We start from the raw sequence: 20,965 nt of genomic DNA, 5'->3' as shown, positions 1-20,965 counted from the left end.
TGCGTATTACTTGACGAACAAGGTGGTCGCCAACCAGAACAACCCGGCCGACAGGCAGATGGACACAGGCAGCGTCAGCACCCAGGCGATCAGGATGTTGCGCACCGTACCGCCTTGCAGGCCGGAGCGGTTCGCTACCATAGTGCCTGCCACCCCGGATGACAGCACATGGGTGGTAGAGACGGGCAGGCTGAACACATTGGCCATGCCGATGGCGATCACGGCGATGATCTGGGCGCTCATACCCTGGGCATAGGTCATGCCCTGGCGACCGATCTTCTCACCCACGGTTTCCACCACGCGCTTCCAGCCCACCATGGTGCCTATGCCCAGTGCCAGGGCCACAGCCACAATAACCCAGACAGGGGCGTACTCGGTAGTGGTGGTCAGATCCTTGCGCAGCTTGGCCAGATCGTTCTTCTCGTCACTGCTGAGGCCGGGCAGCTTAGAGATCTTCTTGGCGGTATCGTCCAGGCAAAGCAGGTAGCGGCGAACCTGCGAGCGGGTCTCGGGGGCCAGCTCGTCATAGCTGCGCACCGTGCCGATAATGGTCAACAGGCTGCCTATGGTCTGCTGGGTTGCAGCGGGTTCGCACTTGAACTTGGCCGGCATTTCGCTGCCATTGACCTGGCCGGCGCTGATGCGCTGGGTCAGCCTGGATTCATTGGCTTGGTAGAACTTCTGCAGGTAAACGGCGGCTTCGCGGGTACGTTCTATCTCATACTTGGTACTGCCCACATCCAGCGAGAAATGTGCCGGGACGATGCCGATCAGCACCAGCATCATCAGGCCGATGCCTTTCTGGCCATCGTTGGAGCCGTGTACAAAACTGACGCCCATGGCCGACAGCACCAGGGTGAGGCGGCTCCAGAACGGAGGATGCTTCTTGCCGTCCACCATCTTGCGGGTGTCGGGCGTCTTGTGCATCTTGGATCGAGGCAGGAATTTCAGGAAGCCCAGCAGCAGGAGTGCTGCCAGGAGAAAGCCGGCGGTCGGTGAAAGCACCAGCGAGACGGCGATATCAATGGCCTTCTTCCAGTTGATGCCCTCGGCCAACGGAATGCCCGAGATCAGGGCATTGGCCATGCCAACACCCAGCAAGGAACCGATCAGCGTGTGCGAGCTGGATGCCGGGATGCCGAAGTACCAGGTACCCAGGTTCCAGATGATGGCGGCGCTTAGCAGCGAGAACACCATGGCAAGGCCCTGGCCGGTGTTCACATTGATCAGCAGGTCTACCGGCAGCAGGTGCACGATGGCATAGGCCACCCCCACACCGCCCAGCAGTACGCCAAGGAAGTTGAATATGCCGGACATGACCACTGCCTGCTTGGGCGGCATGGCCTTGGTATAGATGACGGTGGCGACCGCGTTGGCCGTGTCATGGAAGCCATTGATGAACTCAAAGGCCATCACGAAGGCAAAGGCGAGTACCAGGCTGGCGGCTACCCAGAAATCCAGCCCTGTAAAGAAATCGAACATGACTATTTGGTGACAATTTGATGACGGGCCGGATTATCGCAGGTATGGCCTTGTTCCGCTTAGCATACTCAACGCTGGCACCACTAGAGCGTGGGACCGGGGCGCCGCCAGGCATGGTTGTCGGGCAGGGTGTGGTTAGTTCCTGGTCCATGGGGTGTGACTAGTCCATACCCCAACACCACCGCCAGCGATTGCGTTGTGCTGGTTGGTCTGTGCGATTGCGGGGCTAGGCGACCTTGCTGCAGCCTGTCTGGGTGGCATTGGACCCTACGCCTGTCCGGTTTGGCGGTATTTCATCCTGCGAATTCTGCACCGTGTCGTGACCCGCTCGTTGCGGCTGCCGGCCAGGCCTAATCTCTGGGACATGGAGACCGGCCAGCAAGGCCAGTCTGGGGACAAGATCAGGAGAACAAGATGAGCGCAGCAACCATGCAGTTTGATAACGATGCCGATGCGGCCAGCGTGCCACCCGCCAAGAAGCGCGGCAAGATGCGCCTGGTGATGTTGCTGGCACTGCTGTGTGTGGTATTGAGCGCCGCCATATTGGCCTTGGGGGCGAGTGGCAATACCCAGTTCAGCATGGATATCAACGGAGAGCCCCTGGGGGGCGTGGCTGCCGTCTCGCTGGGGGTGCTGGGTGTCATCGTGGGTGCCCTGGCAGTGGCTTTTGCCATTGTGGCTGCCCTGGTGGTGGTGGCAGGCGCGACCGTGGTGGCGGTGCTGGCTGTGGCCGTTGCGCTGGGGGCGGTGCTGCTGGCGTTCTCGCCCTTGTGGTTGCCGGTGGTGGCGGTAGTGATGTTTGCGATCTGGAATGCGCGACGCTGAGGTAATCGTGATGGTTAGTCAGCAAAAAGGCCAGTCTGGTGGACTGGCCTTTTTGCTGTTGGGCTAGCGTCGATCAGCGTCCCGTACCGTAGAGCATGGTGCGCCAGCCGAATAGTTCGTCGGCCTGGGCCTGGCGTGGCTGCATGGCTTGTTCGCGCTGGGCCAGCTGGCGTTCGCGCTCAGCCAGCAGGCGTTCCTGCTCGCGCAGGGCGGCTTGCACTTCGGCCAGGGCGCCGGTGCGGGCCATGGCATCTGCCAGGGCGGCCTGCCAACCTGGGTTGGTGGCGGCCTGCAGTGCTGGTTGGCGTGAAGGATGGTCTGCGGCAGTGGCGGGCGGCAGTTCGCTGGCGGCGATGCTGCGGCCATAGTGGCTTTGCACCCGCTCCTGCATATTGCTGCCTTCGCCTATTTTGCGCACCACCAACACGTCGCGCTCCTTTGTCTGTCGATTACCGGTTGTGCCGGCCCATACTGTGCAGCGATAAAGTGCTGCCTGTTGAGTGACTTATCGGAAACTGGCTGGAAAACTTTAGCGCGATTGCCAGTGGAGGGCATGACGCGGTCGCGCCGCTTGCGTATCCTGAGCCTGGACATAACAGGAAAGGCCAATGCCATGAAGCACTACAAGCTGGACAAGAGCCAAATCCGTGACCTCGCAGTGGGCTATGGCCTGGCCATGGTGACGGACATGATTACGGTAGAGGGTTACCCGGTTGGCTATATGTATCGTGATGAGCCAGAGGATGAACACGACAGCGGCTGGCGTTTTTTTGCGGGCAACGAGAGCGATGCCTATATCGATAATCCCAAGAATTTCAGCCTGCTCGACGTCAATGTGATCGCCAACTACGACGAGACCATCATCCCCTTGCTGGCCTCGCCAGCAGGTGCGGCTTTCGACAAGGGTGATGAGGGCGATACTTTCTATGACGTGAGCGAATAACTCGCTTTACGCGCATCGTGCTGCCGGCCCAGGCCGGCGCATGCGAAAATGCAGCTCGCTACAGACCTGAGCCGCCTGCATGACCCTACTCCAGCACACCATCACCGACCTGATCGTCCACAAGCTCAACAAGGATCCCCACGGCCCCGCCAGTGTGGCCTTGCGCCACGCGACCGTGCCGGTGACGGAATCGGTGCAGCGCCTGGTTGATCACCTCTGCCAGCACTATGCCGAGAGACCGGGCAAGGGCTATGGGCGTTTTGAGGATGATGAAGACAACTTCCCCATGGCGCGCTTCGTGCGCCAGCATGTGGTGGAGCACAGTCTCGACTTTGTCGGCCTTTCGCACCTGATGATGCAGCACCTGCAGGTGCGGGCAGACCAGGAGCAGCTGGCAAGCGGGGGGTATGTCCTGATTGCCCGCATCAACAACAGCATCTCGGACTGTCTGCTGGTGGTGCTGATCACTGAGGCGGTAGGCTCGGCCATTACCGATGGGCTGGAGATTGTCGACAATATCCATCTGGACCTGGCCAACGTACGGGTGGCAGGGCGGGTGGACATGACGGCCTGGCTGCGCGGGGCGGAGCGCTATATCAGCTTTCTGAAAGGCCGTGGCGACGTGGCCCAGTACTTCAAGCTGTTCCTAGGCTGCAACGATGTGGTGATCGCCTTGAAGGAGACCCAGAAGCTGGTGCTGGGCCTGAACCAGTTTGCCGATGCGCAGAAGCTAGAGCCTACAGTGCGCGACCAGTTGATGGAGCGGGCCCACGGTTACCTGGATGAACTGGGTGAGCAGAGTGAGCCGGTTAGCCTGGATGTGATCGCGCAGCAGGTTTGGCCGGACGCACCCGAACGTTTGCGCGACACCCTGGGGGGAGAGGCGCTGGAGCTGGCCAGTGGTTTTGTGCCGGATCGGCGGGCCATCAAGCCCCTGGTGCGCTTCAAGGCCAATGCGCCCAAGTGGAAGATAGAATTCGACCGCAGCAGCCTGCGCTCGGGTGCCGTGATCTACGACAAGAAGACCGACACGCTGGTGCTCTATGACATTCCCGAGCAGCTCAGGCGCGCCCTGCTGGAAGAGTAGGCACTGCTGGCCGGCAGTGCCTGATTCACGCTTCGCTCAGCGCCCGACGATGGCGGCCGTGGCGATCAGCTCTTCGAGCAAGGCCAGCGAGACCTTCCCGCTGACGCTGAAGGGGTCCAGGCAGGGTTTCTCGGAATACTTGAGCAGGGTGCAGGGATTGACCTTGGCGAGGTTGACCTGGCCCATGGTCCAGCCCGAAAAACGGCGTTCGGTGATTTCTTCGAAATCCAGCAGGACCACATCATGATGCCGCTTGTCCCTGATGATGGCGCTATAGAGATCGGAGACGGGCTGGCGGCCACCCTCCAGTACCTGCATGAAGATGTCACCGCTAAAGCAGAGTATGCCGGTCACGCCGCTGTCGTTATTGTGGGCGCGTGATTTGGCCAGTATGGATTCGGTCATCTCTGGCGTAAGCGGTTGGGAAGCGCGGCTGGCGTAGAGCAGGCGGACGAGCATGGTGGTTACCTCAGGGACGCTTGTTATTAAGCAGGGCCAGGAATTCGCGGCGCAGGTTGGGGTCCTTGAGGAAGGAGCCACGCATCACGCTGTTGATCATCTTGGAATCCATGTCCTTCACGCCGCGCCAGGTCATGCAGAAGTGGTCGGCTTCCATCACGATGGCAAGGCCATCCGGATTCATCTTGTCCTGTAGCAGATCGGCCACCTGGGTGACTGCTTCTTCCTGTATCTGCGGCCGGGTCATGATCCACTCTGCCAGCCGGGCGTATTTGGACAGGCCGATCAGGTTGGAATGCTGGTTGGGCATCACGCCTATCCACAGCTTGCCGATGATGGGGCAGAAGTGGTGGGAGCAGGCGCTGCGTACGGTGATCGGGCCAACAATCATCAGCTCGTTCAGGTGCTCCACATTGGGGAATTCGGTCACCGGCGGCTGCGCCACGTAGCGTCCCTTGAAGACCTCGTTCAGGTACATCTTGGCGACCCGGCGGGCAGTGTCCTGGGTGTTGTGGTCGCTCTCGGTGTCGATCACCAGGCTCTCCAGCACCCCCTTCATTTTGCCTGCCACTTCGTCCAGCAGGGCTTCCAGTTCGCCGGGCTCGATATAAGCGGCGATATTGTCATTGGCGTGAAAACGCTGCTGCGCATGGCGCAGGCGCTCGCGTATGCGGCTGGAGACTGGGGTGTATTCGGTGAAGACCGGAGTCTGGGGGGCGTCTTTGCTCACGCGTTTTTCCTCTTGGTTTGCCTGCTGTACTTGGGCGGCGCCGGGCGAATCTGCTCTTGTTATAAGAGCCCCTAACAGAAAGCTGCTGGCGTTGTTGCGGGCGCTTGCGGTACCCACGAATTGTCTGCTGCGCGCGCCATCGCTCACAAGCCTAGCCAGAACCGGCTACGCTGGTTTTTGCCAGTGACTCACATTGTACTATACAAAACTGGGTCTAATCAGTTCCCTAGCGCCGCCTGCAGTTGCGCAAGCGCCGTACGCAACTGGGCGACTTCGTCTTCCAGCCGGCTGACGCGGGCTTCCAATCCATTGCTGCCTGCAGTATTGCCGCTGGCGACGGGGGCTGCCAACTGCTCTGCACTGGGCTGGCCCGATAGCAGGTGGGCCCAGCGATTCTCGCGGGCGCCCGGCTGGCGTGGCAGCTCGGTGACCAAGGGCCCTTCGGCACGTTCGGCCAGCTCCTGCAGGAAGGCCTCTACCGTGCCGATATCGGCAAACTTGTGCAGGCGTTCGCAATTGATGCGCAGCTCGCCAGCGGTTTGTGGTCCCCGCAGCATCAATATCGTCAGCAGGGCGGCCGCCTGGGTGGGCACGCCTATCCCTCGTTCGAAGTTGTGCGCGTAGCGGGTGACGCGGCCGCCGCTGCTTTCCATCACCAGGCTCTGCCGCTTGAGATTCACGATGGCTTCGGCCACATCGGCCTCGCTGGCGTCCAGCACCGGATCACGGCTGGTCTTCTGGTTGCATCCTGCAGTGAGCGCATTCAGCGAAAGCGGGTAGGTATCGGGTACGGTGCGCTGTTTTTCCAGCAGCACACCCAGCACGCGGGTTTCCAGTAGCGACAGTTCGGTCAGGGCAGGCATGGGGCATCCAGTAAAGGCACAGCCCATCATTATGCCAAGCTGGCGCAGCAATATCAGCGCTCGTTTGCCAGTTTGCAGCTTTCCGCCGAACGGCCATGCAAACGGTGCCGGCGTGAGCCATGTTGATAGAAAACACCTTGCCCCTTCTGAGGACACGGCCATGGCCACTACCACTTGCGATGCAGAAGAGAGCATTTCGCTGAGCGCCTTACTCTATCTCTACTTCTGGCCTTTCTGGATGTTCAAGGATGTCAGCAAGGGCAACCTGCTGGAGCAGGCGGCGGCCTATCGCTATAACCGCGAGCACAGGGTGTACCTGCCTGCCTATATCATCAAGTGGTCGATGATCTTTTTCCTGCTGCTGGGCGGCATCTTCCTGATCGAGCAACTGGGCCATGCTGGCGTGATGCTACCGCTGGCGTCCAGTCTGCTGGCCGGGCTCACCGGCATGATTGCCAGTGGTGCGCTGGTGGTGACCATGCAGATTACCGTCGCCTACTTGTTTCTATGCCACTGGCGCTACTAGGCGTGCATTGAGCAACGCTGGAAGGGTTAGATGGTCAAGGCACTCAAGTGCCTAGTCGATGAAACAGGGCAGGCTGCTGACCCATACTGCATTCCGAGTGCGGTTTGATAAGGCTGGAAAGGTAGTGGCAACAACAAGTGGCAGCTTGGTCGTGCAAACTTTGGCATGGCCGACCACTATGGACGGGACCGCAACGGCGATCTATCGGACCCAACTTGGTAGTTTTGCGGAGCAAGCCGCAGAGTTGCGGAGCAAAGGATCGCTGTCACCGAGGTATTGGCCAGGCACGGACAAAGGAAAAAGCCCGCTGTAGCGGGCTTTGTCTTTTGCAATTTCTGGAGGCGGGTACCGGAATCGAACCGATGTAGACGGATTTGCAATCCGCTGCATAACCACTTTGCTAACCCGCCGTGACTTGCAGACGAAAAAGGGAAAGTCGCTGCTTTCCCTTCTTGCGGTATCTGGAGCGGGAGAAGAGTCTCGAACTCTCGACCTCAACCTTGGCAAGGTTGCGCTCTACCAACTGAGCTACTCCCGCATTGTATCGCAAGCATAAGTGCACTGGAGCGGGAGAAGAGTCTCGAACTCTCGACCTCAACCTTGGCAAGGTTGCGCTCTACCAACTGAGCTACTCCCGCTTTGCACTTACCACACACGCTTAAACAGTTTGGAGCGGGAGAAGAGTCTCGAACTCTCGACCTCAACCTTGGCAAGGTTGCGCTCTACCAACTGAGCTACTCCCGCTTTGTTTTTCGCGTTGTGTGTTGCGAAGGCCGCAATTATAGGGGGTGTTGTAACCATGTCAAGCGTTTTGGATGCATTTTTGCCCTGTTTGGTGCGGTGCAGCGCTAAGTACTTGTTCCAGAAAGGGCTGCATTTAGCTGGTGGATTGGGGGCGGATTTCTTGCTGCTGGGGCGTTGGTTTCAGCCACCGGTGGCGGACATGAAGCGGATGATCTTGTCGGGCTGTTCGCGGAACTCGTGGCGTTCGGGCTTGCGGCCGATGGCGCCCACTATGGCGGCCTCCAGCCCGGCGTCGTCTATGCCGGCGCGCAGTAGGGGGCGTAGGGCCAGTTTGTCGTCCTGGCCCAGGCAGAGGTAGAGCGTGCCGTCCACGCTTAGCCGCACGCGGTTGCAGCTGGCGCAGAAGTGCTGCGAGATGGGGGTGATGGCGCCCAGGGTGAAGCGTCCATCCTGGCTGCGCCAGTAGCGTGCGGGGCCGCCGCCCAGCTCGGTAGCGCTGGCAATCAGGCCCAGCCGTTGGGCCTGGTTGGCCACTACGGCTTGCAGATCGAGATATTGGGCGGTACGGCCGGTATCGCCCACCGGCATCAGTTCGATCAAGCGCAGAATAAAGCCGCGTTCCATGCAATAGGCGACGATGGCGTCGATTTCGTCGTCATTGACGCCGGCCTGCACCACCATATTGATCTTGACCGGGGCGAAGCCGGCAGCGGCGGCAGCGTCCAGCCCGGCCAATACGTCGGCCAGAACATCGCGGCCGGCAATGCTGGCCAGTCGCTCGCCCTGCAGGCTGTCGAGGCTGACATTGAGGCGGGTGATGCCCGCCGCCTTGAGGGCCAGTGCCTGCCTGGCCATCTGGGTGGCATTGGTGGAGAGCGAGAGGTCCTGAAGGCCGGGCAGGGCGCTCAGCTTGCCTGCTAGTATGGGGAGATCACGCCGCAGCAAGGGCTCGCCGCCAGTAAGCCTGACCCGCCGCACGCCGAGGCGGGTGAAGGCGCCCACCACCCGCTCGATTTCGTCAAAGGTCAGCCAGTGATCCGGCTCCTCAAAGCCCTTGAAGCCCTTGGGCAGGCAGTAGTTGCAACGCAGGTCGCAGCGGTCGGTCACGCTCAGGCGCAAGTAATCGATGCGGCGGCCGTAGCTGTCGATCAGTACCTTGTGTGCCGTGGCGGTAGGAGTGTCCGATGGGTTCATACTGGCTTGGTCGGGCAAGAGTGCCTTCTATGACGTTAGTGTAGGCCTGCTGGCCGTCCTTGTGCGAGCCCTGCCTTGGGGTCTGTTGAAAGTCATCTTGCCGTGTCGCTCGCAGTCTGGACGGTGGAGAGGCCAGACGCATGCCGCTCAGCCATACGCTGACAGGAGTCAACCAGATGGCGAGCAGGCTAGCCTCCATCTGCCTGTTGGCTGATCGCGTTGATCAGGCGGCCACCGGGCAGAAGGCGGCGCCATCGGCAAAGGCGACGGCGACACCGCCGGGTTCGCGTAGCCATTCCACCAGTTCCACCCTTGGGCCATCCAGCCGGCGGCGCAGCTGAGGCAGAACGCGATGGGTCAGCAGGCACACGCCCGAGGGCTCGGCGCCATCGCAGACGGCATAGGCATAGGGGGCATCGCTGAGGGCCAGGGGGCGCCATAGCTTGGCCGCAGCATCGGCCGGCAGCTCGGGTAGGTCGCAGGGGATGACCAGCAGGCAATCGGCATCGCTGGCTGCCAAGGCAGCCTCAAGGGCGGCGAGGGGGCCGGGCCAGCCCTCGTAGTTATCCGCCAGCGGCTCGAAGCCCAGGCCCTGGTAGACCTCGTGCTGGCCGTTGGTGCTGGCATAGAGGGTATCGGCCGGGCAGCTCTGCCGTGCCAGCCGCTCGCGGGCGTGCACCACCAGTGGTTTGCCGCCATGCAGTTTCAGGCCTTTGTCACCATGAGGGCGCTGTGCGCTGGCGCAGAGGATAAGCGCATCGAGTTCGGGCTGCCAGGGTACCGATATGGTCATGATGAAGCCTCTGTTGCACTAGGGTGGTGCGTCGGCGAGGCCGACAGGGCAGCTTATGGTGCAGAAATCAGCTGCTATTTATATTTTGGTGCACTGCACGATCATAGTTCGCAATGACCGTGCCCGGAAGTACAAATCAGGCCGCCAGCATGCTTACAACAGTTTGCGGCAAGGCCAGGCCGGCTACCTCGCCGATCACCACGATGGCCGGGCTGGCCATGCCATGGCGGTGGGCATCGTCAGCCAGCCGCGCCAGCGTTGTGCTGAGGCGCTGCTCCTGCGGCAGGGTGGCGTGGGCGATGACGGCGGCAGGGGTATGGCCAGCCCGGCCTGCCTGCAGCAAGCCCTGCACCATGCTGTCGAGGTGGCGCATGCCCATATAGATCACCAAGGTGGTATCCAGTCTGGCGTAGCCGGCCCAATCGGGTTCGCCACCCTCCTGCGTGTGGCCGGTCAGCAGGGTGACGCCACGGCAGCAATCGCGGTGGGTGAGCGGAATGCCGGCAGCCGTGGCAGCAGCCAGCCCGGCGGTGATGCCATTGATGACCTCGTGGGTCACGCCAGCCTGGCGCAGGGCTTCGATCTCTTCGCCACCCCGGCCGAAGATGAAGGGGTCACCGCCCTTGAGCCTGCCTACTATCCTGCCCTGGCGGGCATGGCGCAGCATCAGCCGGGTGATGAAGGCCTGCGGCGTGGAGACGCAGCCCCCACGCTTGCCCACTTCAATCAGCCTGGCATCGGGACGGGCATGGGCCAGCACCGCCCGGTTGACCAGGTCATCGACCAGCAGCACGTCGCATTCACCCAGTACGCGGGCAGCCTTGAGCGTAAGCAGTTCGGGATCGCCGGGGCCGGCGCCGATAAGGTAGACCTTGCCTTGCATGGTGTCACTCCTGGAAAGGGTCAAACGGCTACCGCCATCGTCGCGCTGCCGACCATGCGCTTGAGTTCGGGCAGGCAGGAGCCGCAACGGGTGCCGCAGGCGAGCTTGGTTTGCAGTCCTTTCAGATCGCAGCCCTGGTTCAGTGCGGCGCCAATTTCATCGGCCGATACATTGAGGCAGTTGCAAATAACCTTACCGCGGCTTTGCTGGCCCTGCGGTGGTGCGGCCAGCGGGGCCAGCAGCCAGGGCCGCAGGCTGGCGGCGTCGGCGCCGGCGGCGATCAGCTGCTTGAGCCAGTCGCGTGCGGCGGTCTCGCCGGTGAGCCGAATGCCAGTCAACCTGCCTAGACGGATCTCGGCGTGCTTTTCCACACCACGGCGGGGGTCGCGGTAGCTGAGTGTGGCCATGGGGTCGTCAAAGCCGAATACGGCATCAAGCCGGGCGATAAACTCGGCGGAAGGGGCATTGCGGTGAGCCAGCTTCAGTATCACGGCCGGCTGGTCGTGGCCGAACAGGCCCACGCTACCGTAGTCGAAGCCCGCCAACAGGTCGGCCGCGCGGTGCATCAGCTGCACCGCATCGGAGCTTTGCTTCATGGCGACCATCTGCCAAGGCAGTTCAACCCGTTCCAGCTTGATGGCGGCGTGCTTCAGCTCGGGCTGGCGCGATTGCGGGTCTAGCTTGGGCAGGGTAAGGGCGTTGCTGCCCTGGCCGGCCATAAAGCGTCCGGACCAGTGCATGGGCAGGAAGACCTCGCCACGACGCTGGCGGGTGCTGGCTTCCACTCGTATCAGCAGCTCTCCCCGCCGGCTGCGTACACGGGCCAGATCACCGCTGGCCAGCTTGGCCTGTGCCAAGTCGTCAGGATGGGCCGTCAGCAGGGGCTCTTCCACCTGGTTGTACAGCTGGGCGACCGTACCGGTGCGGCTCATGCCGTGCCACTGGTCGCGCAGCCGGCCAGTGTTCAGGTGCAAGGGGTAGCGGGCATCGGTCTTTTCGACCACCGGGTGGTAATCCACCGCCACAAAGCGAGCCCGCCCACTGGTGGTGGGGAAGCGCCCATCGGCATAAAGCCGGGCCTGGCCAGCTCCCGCACCGGTGGGATAGGGCCATTGCTGCGGGCCTTGGCTATCGAGCAGTGCATAGCTCAGGCCGCTGATGTCGAGATCGCGGCCTGCCGTGCTGCGCTTGTGCTCGTCAAACACGGCCTCTGGCGTGGCATAGGGGAAGAGCGGTACCGCTGCGCGGGGGGGCAACAGGGCCTCCAGCCGGCGGGCAAAGTCCACCGCTATCTGCCAGTCATGCCTGGCTTCGCCCGGAGCGGGCACGGCAGCGTGCAGCCGGGTGATGCGGCGCTCTGAGTTGGTGACCGTGCCGGTTTTCTCGCCCCAGCTCGAGGCCGGAAGCAGCAGATCGGCATAGGCCGTGGTGTCGGTATGGGCATAGGCTTCCTGCACCACCACGAACTCGGCCTGCTGCAGGGCGCGGGCTACCTGGGCGGTGTCGGGCAGGGAGTGCGCCGGATTGGTGCAGGCTATCCATACGGCTTTGATCTGGCCCGCTTCCAGGGCCTCAAACATTTCGACCGCCGTTTTGCCGGGTTGGCTGGGTACGTCGGGCACCTGCCACAGGGCGGCGACTTCGGCGCGGTGTGCCGGGTTGGCCAGATCGCGATGGCCGCTGAGCAAATTGGCCATGCCGCCTACCTCTCGCCCACCCATGGCATTGGGTTGGCCGGTCAGGCTGAAGGGGCCACAGCCGGGCTTGCCCAACTTGCCGGTGGCCAGGTGCAGGTGGATCAGGGCGGCATTCTTGTCGGTGCCCCGCGCCGACTGATTGAGCCCCATGCACCAGAGCGACAAGGCCCTGGGTGAACGGCCAAACCATTCGGCGGCCTGCAGGATCTGCTCGGGCTTGATACCGCAGATGTCGGCAGCGAAGCATGGGGTGTATTCGCGGATACGGCGCTTGAGTTCGGCAAAGCCTTCGGTGTGGGCGGCGATATAGGCTTCGTCTACCCAGCCCTCCCAGACCAGCACATTGAGCATGGCGTGGAACAACGCGACATCGGTGCCAGGGAGGATGGGCAGGTGCAGATCGGCCAGTTCGGCGCTGTCGGTACGCCTGGGGTCGGCCACGATGATCTTCATGTCAGGCCGGGCAGTCTTGGCGTCCTCGATGCGGCGGAACAGCACGGGGTGGGCATAGGCGGGGTTGGCGCCGGCGATGAACAGGCAGTCGGCCAGCGCCAGGTCTTCGTAGCTGCAGGGCGGGGCGTCGGCCCCCAGGGTGGCCTTGTAGCCGGCTACGGTGCTGGACATGCACAGGCGTGAATTGGTATCGATATTGTTGGTACCGATCAGGCCCTTGGCCAGCTTGTTGAAGACGTAGTAGTCCTCGGTCAGCAACTGGCCGGAGATATAGAACGCCACGGCATCGGGGCCGTGCTCGGCAATGATGGCGGCAAAGCGCTGGGCTGCGTGGTCCAGCGCCGTATCCCAGACCACCCGTTGCCTGCTGTCGTTACGCTGCTGCCGCAGCTCGGGATAGTGTGCCCGGCCCGTGCGCATATCGGTCAGGTGCAGGGTAGCGCCCTTGATGCAAAGCCGGCCCAGATTGGCCGGGTGCTCGGGGTCGCCTTCCACCCGCAGTACCTGCTGGCCATCGGTGTGTATCAGTACGCCGCAACCGGTACCGCAGTAGCAGCAGGTGGATTTGACGATATGGGGCTGGACCATGGCCTTACTCCAGGGGTTTTTCCATGAACAGGCTGAGCGGGTCGGCGGCATAGCTGCCAAAGGGCGTGCGCTCGGCAAAACCGCAGGCGCGATACAGTGCGATGGCCTCGGCCTGATGGATGCCGGTCTCCAGCCGCGCCAGCACCTTGCCGGTCTCGCGGGCCGTTGCTTCCAGCGCTGCCAGCAGGGCGCGGGCTATGCCCTGGCCACGGTGCTGCGGGTCGACATACATGCGCTTGAGTTCGACATAGCCGGCATGGGCCACAATGGCGCCGCAGGCCACGGCCTTGTCGCCCAACCAGCCCAGGTAGAAGCTCACGCCCGGCTGCTCCAGCGCGGCCACATCCAGCAGATGGTTGGACGGGCCGGGGTAGAGGCTGGCCAGGTAGTCGTCCAGCGCCCTGATCAAGCGGCGCGCCTCAGGCAGGCTGGGCGAGGCAGCCGTCAGCCGCAGTCCTGTGCTCATGCGGCGGCCTCGGTGTTCAGCAGCACGGCGTTGCCATCCAGCCTGACTGCATAGCGGCGGGCGCAGCCCTCGTCAGGCGCTGCCGCAGTGCCGCACTCGAGGCCTATCTGCCAGCCATGCAGCGGACAGGCCACGGTCTTGCCGTAGACAATGCCCTGCGACAATGGCCCGCCCTTGTGCGGGCAACGGTCTTCCAGGGCAAAGACTTCGTCATCGGCGTTCCGGAATACCGCGATATCGCCCTGCGGGTGCTGGATCACGCGGGCGCCCAGTGGCGGGATTTCGGTCAGCAGGCAGACTTTTTTCCAGTGGGACATGAGATTGTTCCTTGTAGGGTTGGCTGGGTTTGCCGTGGTGCGGCAGCCCGCAAGGGCACGGCAAACCAGGTGGGGTTCAGGCCGGCAAGGCTTCGAACTCGTGCTTCTGCTCGCCCTGGATGCGCTCTGCCCAGGGGTCCTGCTCAAAGCTCAGGGCGTACTTGAGCCGGGCATACAAGGCCTTGCGGTTGTCGGCGTCCGCCACCACGCGCTGCTTGGCGTGCTCCAGGCCCACGCGGTGCAGGTAGTGCACCGTGCGCTCCAGATAGAAGGCCTCTTCGCGGTACAGTTGCAGGAAGGCCCCGCTGTATTCCAGCACCTCGGCATGGCTGGCCACCTTGGCGAAGAATTGGGCGACCTCGGTCTTGATGCCGCCGTTGCCGCCCACATACAGCTCCCAACCCGAATCCACACCTATCACGCCAACATCCTTGATGCCGGATTCAGCACAATTGCGGGGGCAGCCGCTGACGGCCAGCTTGACCTTGTGCGGGCTCCACATGCCGAACAGGTCGTGCTCCAGGTCTATGCCCATCTGGGTGGAGTCCTGCGTGCCAAAGCGGCAGAACTCGCTGCCCACGCAGGTCTTGACCGTGCGCAGGCTCTTGCCATAGGCATGGCCCGAGGGCATGTCCAGGTCGCGCCAGACATTGACCAGGTCCTCCTTCTTCACGCCCAGCAGATCGATGCGCTGGCCGCCCGTGACCTTGACCAGCGGGATGCGGTACTTGTCGGTCACGTCGGCAATGCGGCGCAGCTCGCTGGCATTGGTGACCCCACCCCACATCCGGGGCACGACCGAATAAGTGCCGTCCTTCTGGATATTGGCGTGCGCCCGTTCGTTGATGAAACGGCTTTGCGGATCGTCGCGGGCTTCGCCGGGCCAGGTGGCGATCAGGTAGTAATTGAGCGCTGGCCGGCAGGTGGCGCAGCCGTTGGGTGTACGCCACTCCAGGAACTGCATGGTCTGCGGAATACTGACCAGATGGTGCTCGCGGATGGCATCGCGCACTTCCTGGTGGTTGCGGTCGGTACAGCCGCAGACTGTCTTGGTCTTGGGCGTGGCATCGAAGCTGGAGCCCAGTACGTTCATGAGTATCTGCTCGCACAGGCCAGCGCAGGATCCGCACGAGCCACTGGCCTTGGTGTGCTTCTTGACCTCGTCCAGGGTGGTGAGGCCTTTCTCGCGTATGGCTTTGACGATGGTGATCTTCCTGACCCCGTTGCAGCCACATACCTCGGCTTCGTCCGCCATGGCGGCCGCCTTGTTCTCGCCCGCGTGGCCGGTGTCGCCGAGATTGTTCTCGCCCCACATCAGGTGGTCGCGTATCTCGCCTATGGGCTGTTCATCCTTGAGTAGCCGGAAGTACCAGGCGCCATCGGCGGTGTCGCCATACAGGCAGGCGCCTACCAGCTTGTCACCCTTGAGCACCAGCTTCTTGTAGACGCCGCCTACCGGGTCGGACAGCGTGATTTCCTCGTGCCCGTCGCCACCCATGAAATCGCCGGCCGAGAACAGGTCGATGCCGGTGACTTTGAGCTTGGTCGACAGCACCGAACCGACATAGCGGCCATAACCCCAGCCCGCCAGATGGTTGGCGCAGACGCGGGCCTGCTCGTATAGCGGCGCCACCAGGCCATAGGCGATGCCACGGTGGTTGACGCATTCACCGACGGCGTAGATGCGTGGGTCGAAAGTCTGCAGGGTGTCGTTCACCACGATGCCCCGGTTGCAGTACAGCCCGCAGGATTCGGCCAGTTCGGTATTGGGGCGTATGCCTACGGCCATGACCACCAGATCGGCTGCCAACTCGGTGCCATCCTTGAGCTGCACGGCGCTTACCCGGCCCGATTCGCCAGCCAGCAATGCCGCTGTCTGGGCCTGCAGCGCAAAGCGCAAGCCACGCTGCTCCAGCGATTGCTGCAGCAACTGCCCGGCCACCTTGTCGAGCTGGCGCTCCAGCAGCCATTCGCCCAGATGCACCACGGTGACGCTCATGCCTTGCAGCATCAGGCCATTGGCCGCCTCCAGCCCCAGCAAGCCACCGCCTATCACGACGGCGTGGCGGTATTGCCGGGCAGCCGCCAGCATCTGCTCGGTGTCGTGGATGTCGCGGTAGCTGATCACCCCAGGCAGATCCTTGCCGGGCACGGGCAGGATAAAGGGCTTGGAGCCAGTGGCCATCAGTAGCCGGTCGTACTCCGCCTCGGTGCCGTCGGCGGCATAGACCACCCGCTTCTTGCGGTCTATCTTCACGACCTTCTTGCCCAGATGCAGGGTAATGCCTTGCTCGGCATACCATTCCAGCGGGTTGAGTATGATGTCCTGCACGGTTTGCTCGCCGGCCAGCACGGGCGAGAGCAGGATGCGGTTGTAGTTGGGGTGCGGCTCTTCGCCAAAGACCGTGATGTCGTAACGGCTGGGGGTGAGTGCCAGCAGCTCTTCCAGGGTCCGTACACCGGCCATGCCATTGCCGATCATGACGAGTTTTAGCTTTTGCATGGTTTAGCTCCGTGGTGTTGCCATAGGGGATGGGGGGGTAGGGGTGGCAGCTGTACCGGCGGCCTGTTGGTGCATGCCGGTGGCGGAGTCGGGCGTGCCGACCAGCAGGACAAACAACAGCAGCAGATTGAAGCCCAGCGAGCACAGCGCCAGCGCCATCCAGAGCCGGCCGGGTGAGCGGCTGGCCAGCGGGCTGCGCCGTGCCACGCGCAAGGGGCGGGCTTCGCCCAGTTCCAGTGCCAGCCGCAGCTCTTCTGCCGTCTCGAAGCGGTGTGCCGGTTCGCGCGCCACCAGCTTGAGCAGCACGCTCTCCAGCCATAGCGGCAGATCAGGCCGGTAGCGGCTGGGCGGAACAGGGTCACCAAAGCCCGGTGTCTGGAATGGCTCGATCTCGCCATAGGGGTAGCGGCGCGTGAGGGCGTAGTACAAGGTGACGCCCGCCGCATACAGGTCGCTGGCCGGGCTGGCAGCGTGACCGGTGTATTGCTCGGGTGCGATATAGCTGGGCGTGCCCGGTGTGGCACTGTCGGCCGGGGTGATGCCGGGGCATTGCGCCACGCCCAGGTCCAGCAGGCGCAAGCGGCCTTCATGATCCAGGTGCAGGTTGTCGGGCTTGATATCGCGATGGACGATATCCAGCCGGTGCAGTGCCCCCAAGGCACGGCTCAGGGCCAAGCCCAGCCGCACGGCATCCTGTGGGCTGAGGGGCTCGTTGCGGGCCAGCCGTTGAGCCAGGGTCTCGCCGGGATACCAGCGCATGGCCAGGATCAGCCAGGGGCTGTCGGCGGTGTCGATGACTTCGGGCAGGTGTTGGCTGGCGGCACGCTTGAGCAACCAGCCCTCGGTCAGCAGGCCCTGGGCCAGTTCGGTGTCCTTGCCAGCCAGTTCGGTCAGGGTCTTGATGACCACCCTTTGCCCGCGTTCATCGCGTGCGCGATACACCAGGCTGACGCGGCTCTCGGCCAGCAATTGCTCTATCTGGAAGCCGGCGATGAACTGGTCCGGCCGCAGGCGTGGCGGGATAGGCCGCGTGGCGGCCTGGGCCAGTTCGTCCAGCAACTGGCCTTGCGGCAGGGTCTGTACCCGCACCACCACTGCCGTGACATTGTCCTGGCTGCCCGCTGCCAGGGCGGCAGCCAGCAGCGCGTCGGCGGCACGTTGGGGCTCATCGTGCAGTTCCAGCAACCGGTGCAGGGCCACATCGCCCAAGGCTTCCCAAACGCCGTCGCACACCAGGGCAAACAGGTCGCCGGCCTGCAGTTCGCCCTCGCAAAAATCCACCATCACATGCTGATCCAGGCCCACGGCGCGCTTGAGCACATGCTGGTAGCCAGGCTGCTGCCAGGTATGGTCTGCACTCAGTTGTGCAAAGCCATCAGCATTCAAGCGGTAGGCACGGCAATCACCGACATGGGCCAGGGTGTAGCGGCGACCCCGCAGCACCAACGCCGTCAGGGTGGTGGCCAGCGGCTGGCTCAGCTTGTCGCGCTGGGCCTGACCGTTCAGCCACAGATTTTGTGCGGTGATGATACGGTCCATGGCATGGGCGGGTTCCCAGGTGTCGGGCGTGGCGTAGTAGTCGGCCGCCAGGCCACGCACGGTGGCCTGTGCGGCCAGCTTGCCATCGGCCGAGTGGCTGATGCCGTCGGCTATCGCCAGCAGCCAGCCCTTGGTAGCAACCATGTCGGTTGGCGGTTCCACCGCTGCAAGGGCATCCTCGTTGCGCGGTTTTTTGCCGGCCAGGCTGGCGGTACCAATGGCGAGATCAAGCAAGGCGTGCATGGGGTCAGACCTTGGCGCCAGCGATATGGGCGGCACCCCAGGTGGTGCGCCAGCGCTGCTTGACAGACAGTAAGCCTATCCAGGCAAACAGGGCCAGTGCGGCAAACAGGCTCAGGCCCAGCGAATAGCTGCCGGTCAACTGCTTGGAGTACCCCAGGCCGGTTGCCAGCAGAAAGCCGCCTATACCGCCGGCCATGCCCACCAGGCCGGTCATCACGCCTATCTCCTTGCGAAAGCGCTGTGGCACCAGCTGGAACACGGCGCCGTTGCCCATACCCAGCCACAGCATGCCGGCCACCAGCGCCATCAATGCCATCCAGGCATGTGGCAGATCGAGAGAGACCAGATAGAGGCAGGCTGCAGCCAGGGTATACATCACCAGCAGCGAACGGATACCGCCCACCTTGTCTGCGACCGTACCGCCTATGGGGCGCATCAGCGAGCCGGCGAACACGCACATGGCGGTATAAAAACCCGCCTGCACCGGCTCCAACCCGTATTGGTCGTTGAAGTAGACGGTGAGCGAGGAGGCCAGACCAGAGAAGCCGCCGAAAGTGACGCAATAGAAGAACATGAACCACCAGGCATCACGGTCGCGCAGTACGCCCAGGTATTCGGACAGCTTCTTGGCGGGTGGGCAGTTGGGGCTGTCCTTGGCCATGACGAGATACAGCACGAATACCAGCAGCAGGGGAATCAGCACCAGCCCGAACACGGCATTCCAACCAAAGGCCTTGGCCAGGCTGGGGGCAAACAGGGCGGCGATGGCCGTACCCGAGTTACCGGCGCCGGCTATGCCCATTGCCGTACCCTGGTAGTGCGGTGGATACCAGCGCGATGCCAGCGGTAGCGCCACAGCGAAGGAAGCGCCTGCCACGCCCAGGAACACCCCCAGCACCATCACTTGGGAAAAGCTGTGCACGCCGGCCAGCCAGGCCACCAGCAGGGCAGCCATCACGATCACTTGGCCCACGGCGCCGGCCAGGCGAGGCTTGAGGTGATCGACCAGCACGCCCATCAGCAACCGCAGCAAGGCGCCCGCCAGCAGTGGCGTGGCCACCATCAGGCCCTTCTGCGAGGGGCTGAGCCCCAGGTCGCGGGCGATATAGACAGCCAATGGTCCCAGCAGCACCCACACCATGAAGCTGAGATCGAAATACAGGAAGGCCGACACCAGCGTGGGCGTATGGCCCGCTTTCCAGAAACCTTTGTCCATTTGCTACTCCCCTGTGCCCGCACGCTGCGCGGGCCTAGAACGCAAAAAAGGCGTCCTCGCTGCCCTATCGGTCTTCCATGACCGATAGGGTGCGGGGACGCCTTTGTCCGAAATCTGTAGGTTCGACCTTGAACCGTTGTCTGCCTCTGGGGCTTTTTAGAGCCTGTTCAAAGTCTTTTCACGCGGCGAAAAGACTTTGAACAGGCTCTTAGTGCTCCGTCCACCGCTGCGCCGTTGCAACGATGGGTGCTGCTTATTACAGGCTGGTTGCTATCAGCAAATGCCGTGCCATTGTCTTGTTTTTATATTAATCAATGGCTTGTGTTGGGCTTGATATGGTGTGGATGGAGCCGCGCATGAAAATTGTGCGGTGCGGCAAGGGTTGTGCACTATGCAGGTGCGCGGAGAGAGGCCATACCAGTCATTGCTATGGCCCATGGCCTGCCCTGCGATGCTGGCAGCTAGGCAGCCTGCCGTATCTCGCGCCGGTACAGGAAATCCATCACGACATTGCGGGCAGCGTGATAGGCCGGGTCGCTGGCCAATGCCAGGCGTTCGCGCGGGCGGGGCAGGTCTATGGCGAGTATTTCGCCCACGGTGGCGGCGGGGCCGTTGGTCATCATCACGATACGGTCGGACAGCAAGACAGCTTCGTCCACATCATGCGTCACCATCACGGTGGTGGTGCGGGTCTGGGCGACGATACGCAGCAGTTCGTCCTGCAGGTGGGCGCGGGTGAGGGCGTCGAGGGCGCCGAAGGGCTCGTCCAGCAGCAGTACCTTGGGCTGCATGGCCAGTGCCCGGGCGATGCCTACACGCTGCTTCATGCCGCCAGATATCTCGTGCGGGCGTTTGTGGCTAGCGTGGCTGAGCCCGACCATGGCCAATGCGTCGTGCGTGCGCTGCTTGAGCATGCTGCGGTTCTCCTTGGCACCAAATACCCGCTCCACTGCCAGGTAGACGTTGCCGTAGCAGCTTAGCCAGGGCAGCAGCGAATGGTTCTGGAACACCACGCCGCGATCGGGGCCTGGGCCGGCGATTTCGCGGTTATGGCAGAGCAATACACCGGCCGAGGGCCGCAGTAGGCCTGCGATCAGATTGAGCACGGTGGATTTGCCGCAGCCGGAATGGCCTATCAGTGCCAGGAACTCCCCCTCGCGTATATCAAGATTGACATTGCGCAAGGCCACAAAGCGCCCCTGCCGGGTATCGAAGGCCATGCCCACGTCTTGCAGTTGTACGAATTTGTCCATGTGTGGCTCCTGATTCTGGGTAAAGGGTCTTAAGGGCCGCCAGCAGTGGGTTTGTTTAGCCGCCCCAAACAGGCTCATAGGGTTGGAGAGCGCTAACCGGCCGTCCCGGTGACGCGGCCAGCGCTCCCGCCCAGTCTTGCTCCATGCCTGCTTCTTGTTGT

At 62.8% G+C, this 20,965-nt stretch carries 19 protein-coding genes and 4 tRNA genes; 4 read left to right on the top strand and 19 right to left on the bottom strand.

The window, feature by feature from the left end; genetic code table 11:
• Window positions 1-6: 6 nt before the first annotated feature.
• Window positions 7-1,482, bottom strand: a complete 1,476-nt coding sequence (locus tag QQK16_RS00270; RefSeq protein ID WP_284194423.1) for an inorganic phosphate transporter — start codon at window positions 1,480-1,482, stop codon at window positions 7-9.
• A 414-nt stretch (window positions 1,483-1,896) separates the two neighbouring features.
• Between QQK16_RS00270 and QQK16_RS00265 the strand changes: the two genes are divergently transcribed.
• Window positions 1,897-2,307: a hypothetical protein gene (locus QQK16_RS00265; RefSeq protein WP_284194422.1), complete on the top strand. Its 411-nt coding sequence runs from the start codon at window positions 1,897-1,899 to the stop codon at window positions 2,305-2,307.
• Window positions 2,308-2,380: 73 nt separating this feature from the next.
• Here the strand turns inward: QQK16_RS00265 and QQK16_RS00260 are convergent, their stop codons facing one another.
• Window positions 2,381-2,734, bottom strand: a complete 354-nt coding sequence (locus QQK16_RS00260; protein WP_284194421.1) for a hypothetical protein — start codon at window positions 2,732-2,734, stop codon at window positions 2,381-2,383.
• A gap of 126 nt (window positions 2,735-2,860) precedes the next feature.
• Between QQK16_RS00260 and QQK16_RS00255 the strand changes: the two genes are divergently transcribed.
• Window positions 2,861-3,250 carry a DUF2185 domain-containing protein gene (locus tag QQK16_RS00255; RefSeq protein ID WP_284194420.1) on the top strand — a complete coding sequence of 130 codons (390 nt, stop codon included), beginning with the start codon at window positions 2,861-2,863 and terminating at the stop codon, window positions 3,248-3,250.
• A 79-nt stretch (window positions 3,251-3,329) separates the two neighbouring features.
• Entirely contained in the window at window positions 3,330-4,337 is a 1,008-nt protein-coding gene (locus QQK16_RS00250) for a nucleoid-associated protein (protein ID WP_284194419.1), read from the top strand.
• 36 nt (window positions 4,338-4,373) lie between these two features.
• Here the strand turns inward: QQK16_RS00250 and QQK16_RS00245 are convergent, their stop codons facing one another.
• The 3 genes from QQK16_RS00245 to QQK16_RS00235 all read right to left on the bottom strand — a co-directional run bounded on the left by QQK16_RS00245 (window position 4,374) and on the right by QQK16_RS00235 (window position 6,389).
• Window positions 4,374-4,796, bottom strand: coding sequence for a BLUF domain-containing protein (locus QQK16_RS00245; protein WP_284194418.1), 423 nt, complete (start codon window positions 4,794-4,796; stop codon window positions 4,374-4,376).
• A 10-nt stretch (window positions 4,797-4,806) separates the two neighbouring features.
• Window positions 4,807-5,526 (bottom strand): GTP cyclohydrolase I, encoded by a 720-nt coding sequence (gene folE / locus QQK16_RS00240; protein WP_284194417.1) that lies wholly within the window; start codon window positions 5,524-5,526, stop codon window positions 4,807-4,809.
• Window positions 5,527-5,744: 218 nt separating this feature from the next.
• Window positions 5,745-6,389, bottom strand: a complete 645-nt coding sequence (locus tag QQK16_RS00235) for a YceH family protein (protein WP_284194416.1) — start codon at window positions 6,387-6,389, stop codon at window positions 5,745-5,747.
• Window positions 6,390-6,549: 160 nt separating this feature from the next.
• On the opposite strand from QQK16_RS00235, the gene QQK16_RS00230 reads away from it, so the two are divergent.
• Window positions 6,550-6,915 carry a hypothetical protein gene (locus QQK16_RS00230; RefSeq protein WP_284194415.1) on the top strand — a complete coding sequence of 122 codons (366 nt, stop codon included), beginning with the start codon at window positions 6,550-6,552 and terminating at the stop codon, window positions 6,913-6,915.
• Between the two features lie 336 nt (window positions 6,916-7,251).
• Here QQK16_RS00230 and QQK16_RS00225 read toward each other — a convergent pair.
• The 14 genes from QQK16_RS00225 to QQK16_RS00160 all read right to left on the bottom strand — a co-directional run bounded on the left by QQK16_RS00225 (window position 7,252) and on the right by QQK16_RS00160 (window position 20,804).
• A tRNA-Cys gene (locus QQK16_RS00225) sits at window positions 7,252-7,325 on the bottom strand.
• A gap of 52 nt (window positions 7,326-7,377) precedes the next feature.
• Window positions 7,378-7,453 (bottom strand) — tRNA-Gly (locus tag QQK16_RS00220).
• Window positions 7,454-7,477: 24 nt separating this feature from the next.
• Window positions 7,478-7,553 (bottom strand) — tRNA-Gly (locus QQK16_RS00215).
• Between the two features lie 30 nt (window positions 7,554-7,583).
• Window positions 7,584-7,659, bottom strand: a tRNA-Gly gene (locus QQK16_RS00210).
• Window positions 7,660-7,839: 180 nt separating this feature from the next.
• Window positions 7,840-8,853, bottom strand: a complete 1,014-nt coding sequence (gene moaA / locus QQK16_RS00205) for a GTP 3',8-cyclase MoaA (protein WP_284194414.1) — start codon at window positions 8,851-8,853, stop codon at window positions 7,840-7,842.
• A gap of 223 nt (window positions 8,854-9,076) precedes the next feature.
• Window positions 9,077-9,646, bottom strand: coding sequence for an NTP transferase domain-containing protein (locus QQK16_RS00200; protein WP_284194413.1), 570 nt, complete (start codon window positions 9,644-9,646; stop codon window positions 9,077-9,079).
• A gap of 136 nt (window positions 9,647-9,782) precedes the next feature.
• Complete coding sequence (cobA, locus tag QQK16_RS00195) at window positions 9,783-10,529, bottom strand: uroporphyrinogen-III C-methyltransferase (protein WP_284194412.1); 747 nt, start codon at window positions 10,527-10,529, stop codon at window positions 9,783-9,785.
• Between the two features lie 20 nt (window positions 10,530-10,549).
• Window positions 10,550-13,267 carry a nitrate reductase gene (locus tag QQK16_RS00190; RefSeq protein ID WP_284194411.1) on the bottom strand — a complete coding sequence of 906 codons (2,718 nt, stop codon included), beginning with the start codon at window positions 13,265-13,267 and terminating at the stop codon, window positions 10,550-10,552.
• 4 nt (window positions 13,268-13,271) lie between these two features.
• Window positions 13,272-13,733, bottom strand: coding sequence for a GNAT family N-acetyltransferase (locus QQK16_RS00185; RefSeq protein WP_284194410.1), 462 nt, complete (start codon window positions 13,731-13,733; stop codon window positions 13,272-13,274).
• Window positions 13,730-14,050: a nitrite reductase small subunit NirD gene (gene nirD, locus QQK16_RS00180; protein ID WP_284194409.1), complete on the bottom strand. Its 321-nt coding sequence runs from the start codon at window positions 14,048-14,050 to the stop codon at window positions 13,730-13,732. Before nirD ends, QQK16_RS00185 begins: the two co-directional genes overlap by 4 nt.
• 76 nt (window positions 14,051-14,126) lie before the next feature.
• A complete protein-coding gene (nirB, locus tag QQK16_RS00175; RefSeq protein ID WP_284194408.1) occupies window positions 14,127-16,553 on the bottom strand; it encodes a nitrite reductase large subunit NirB in 2,427 nt (808 codons plus the stop codon).
• Between the two features lie 3 nt (window positions 16,554-16,556).
• On the bottom strand, window positions 16,557-18,335 hold the full coding sequence (locus QQK16_RS00170; RefSeq protein ID WP_284194407.1) for a bifunctional protein-serine/threonine kinase/phosphatase: 1,779 nt from the start codon (window positions 18,333-18,335) through the stop codon (window positions 16,557-16,559).
• A 4-nt stretch (window positions 18,336-18,339) separates the two neighbouring features.
• Window positions 18,340-19,551, bottom strand: a complete 1,212-nt coding sequence (locus QQK16_RS00165; protein WP_284194406.1) for a nitrate/nitrite transporter — start codon at window positions 19,549-19,551, stop codon at window positions 18,340-18,342.
• 461 nt (window positions 19,552-20,012) lie between these two features.
• A complete protein-coding gene (locus tag QQK16_RS00160) occupies window positions 20,013-20,804 on the bottom strand; it encodes an ABC transporter ATP-binding protein (RefSeq protein ID WP_284194405.1) in 792 nt (263 codons plus the stop codon).
• Window positions 20,805-20,965 lie beyond the last annotated feature (161 nt).

This window comes from Chitinimonas prasina, assembly GCF_030160395.1.
In the GTDB taxonomy this organism is placed as follows: domain Bacteria; phylum Pseudomonadota; class Gammaproteobacteria; order Burkholderiales; family Chitinimonadaceae; genus Chitinimonas; species Chitinimonas prasina.
This window is presented reverse-complemented; position numbering and strand designations above follow the sequence as displayed.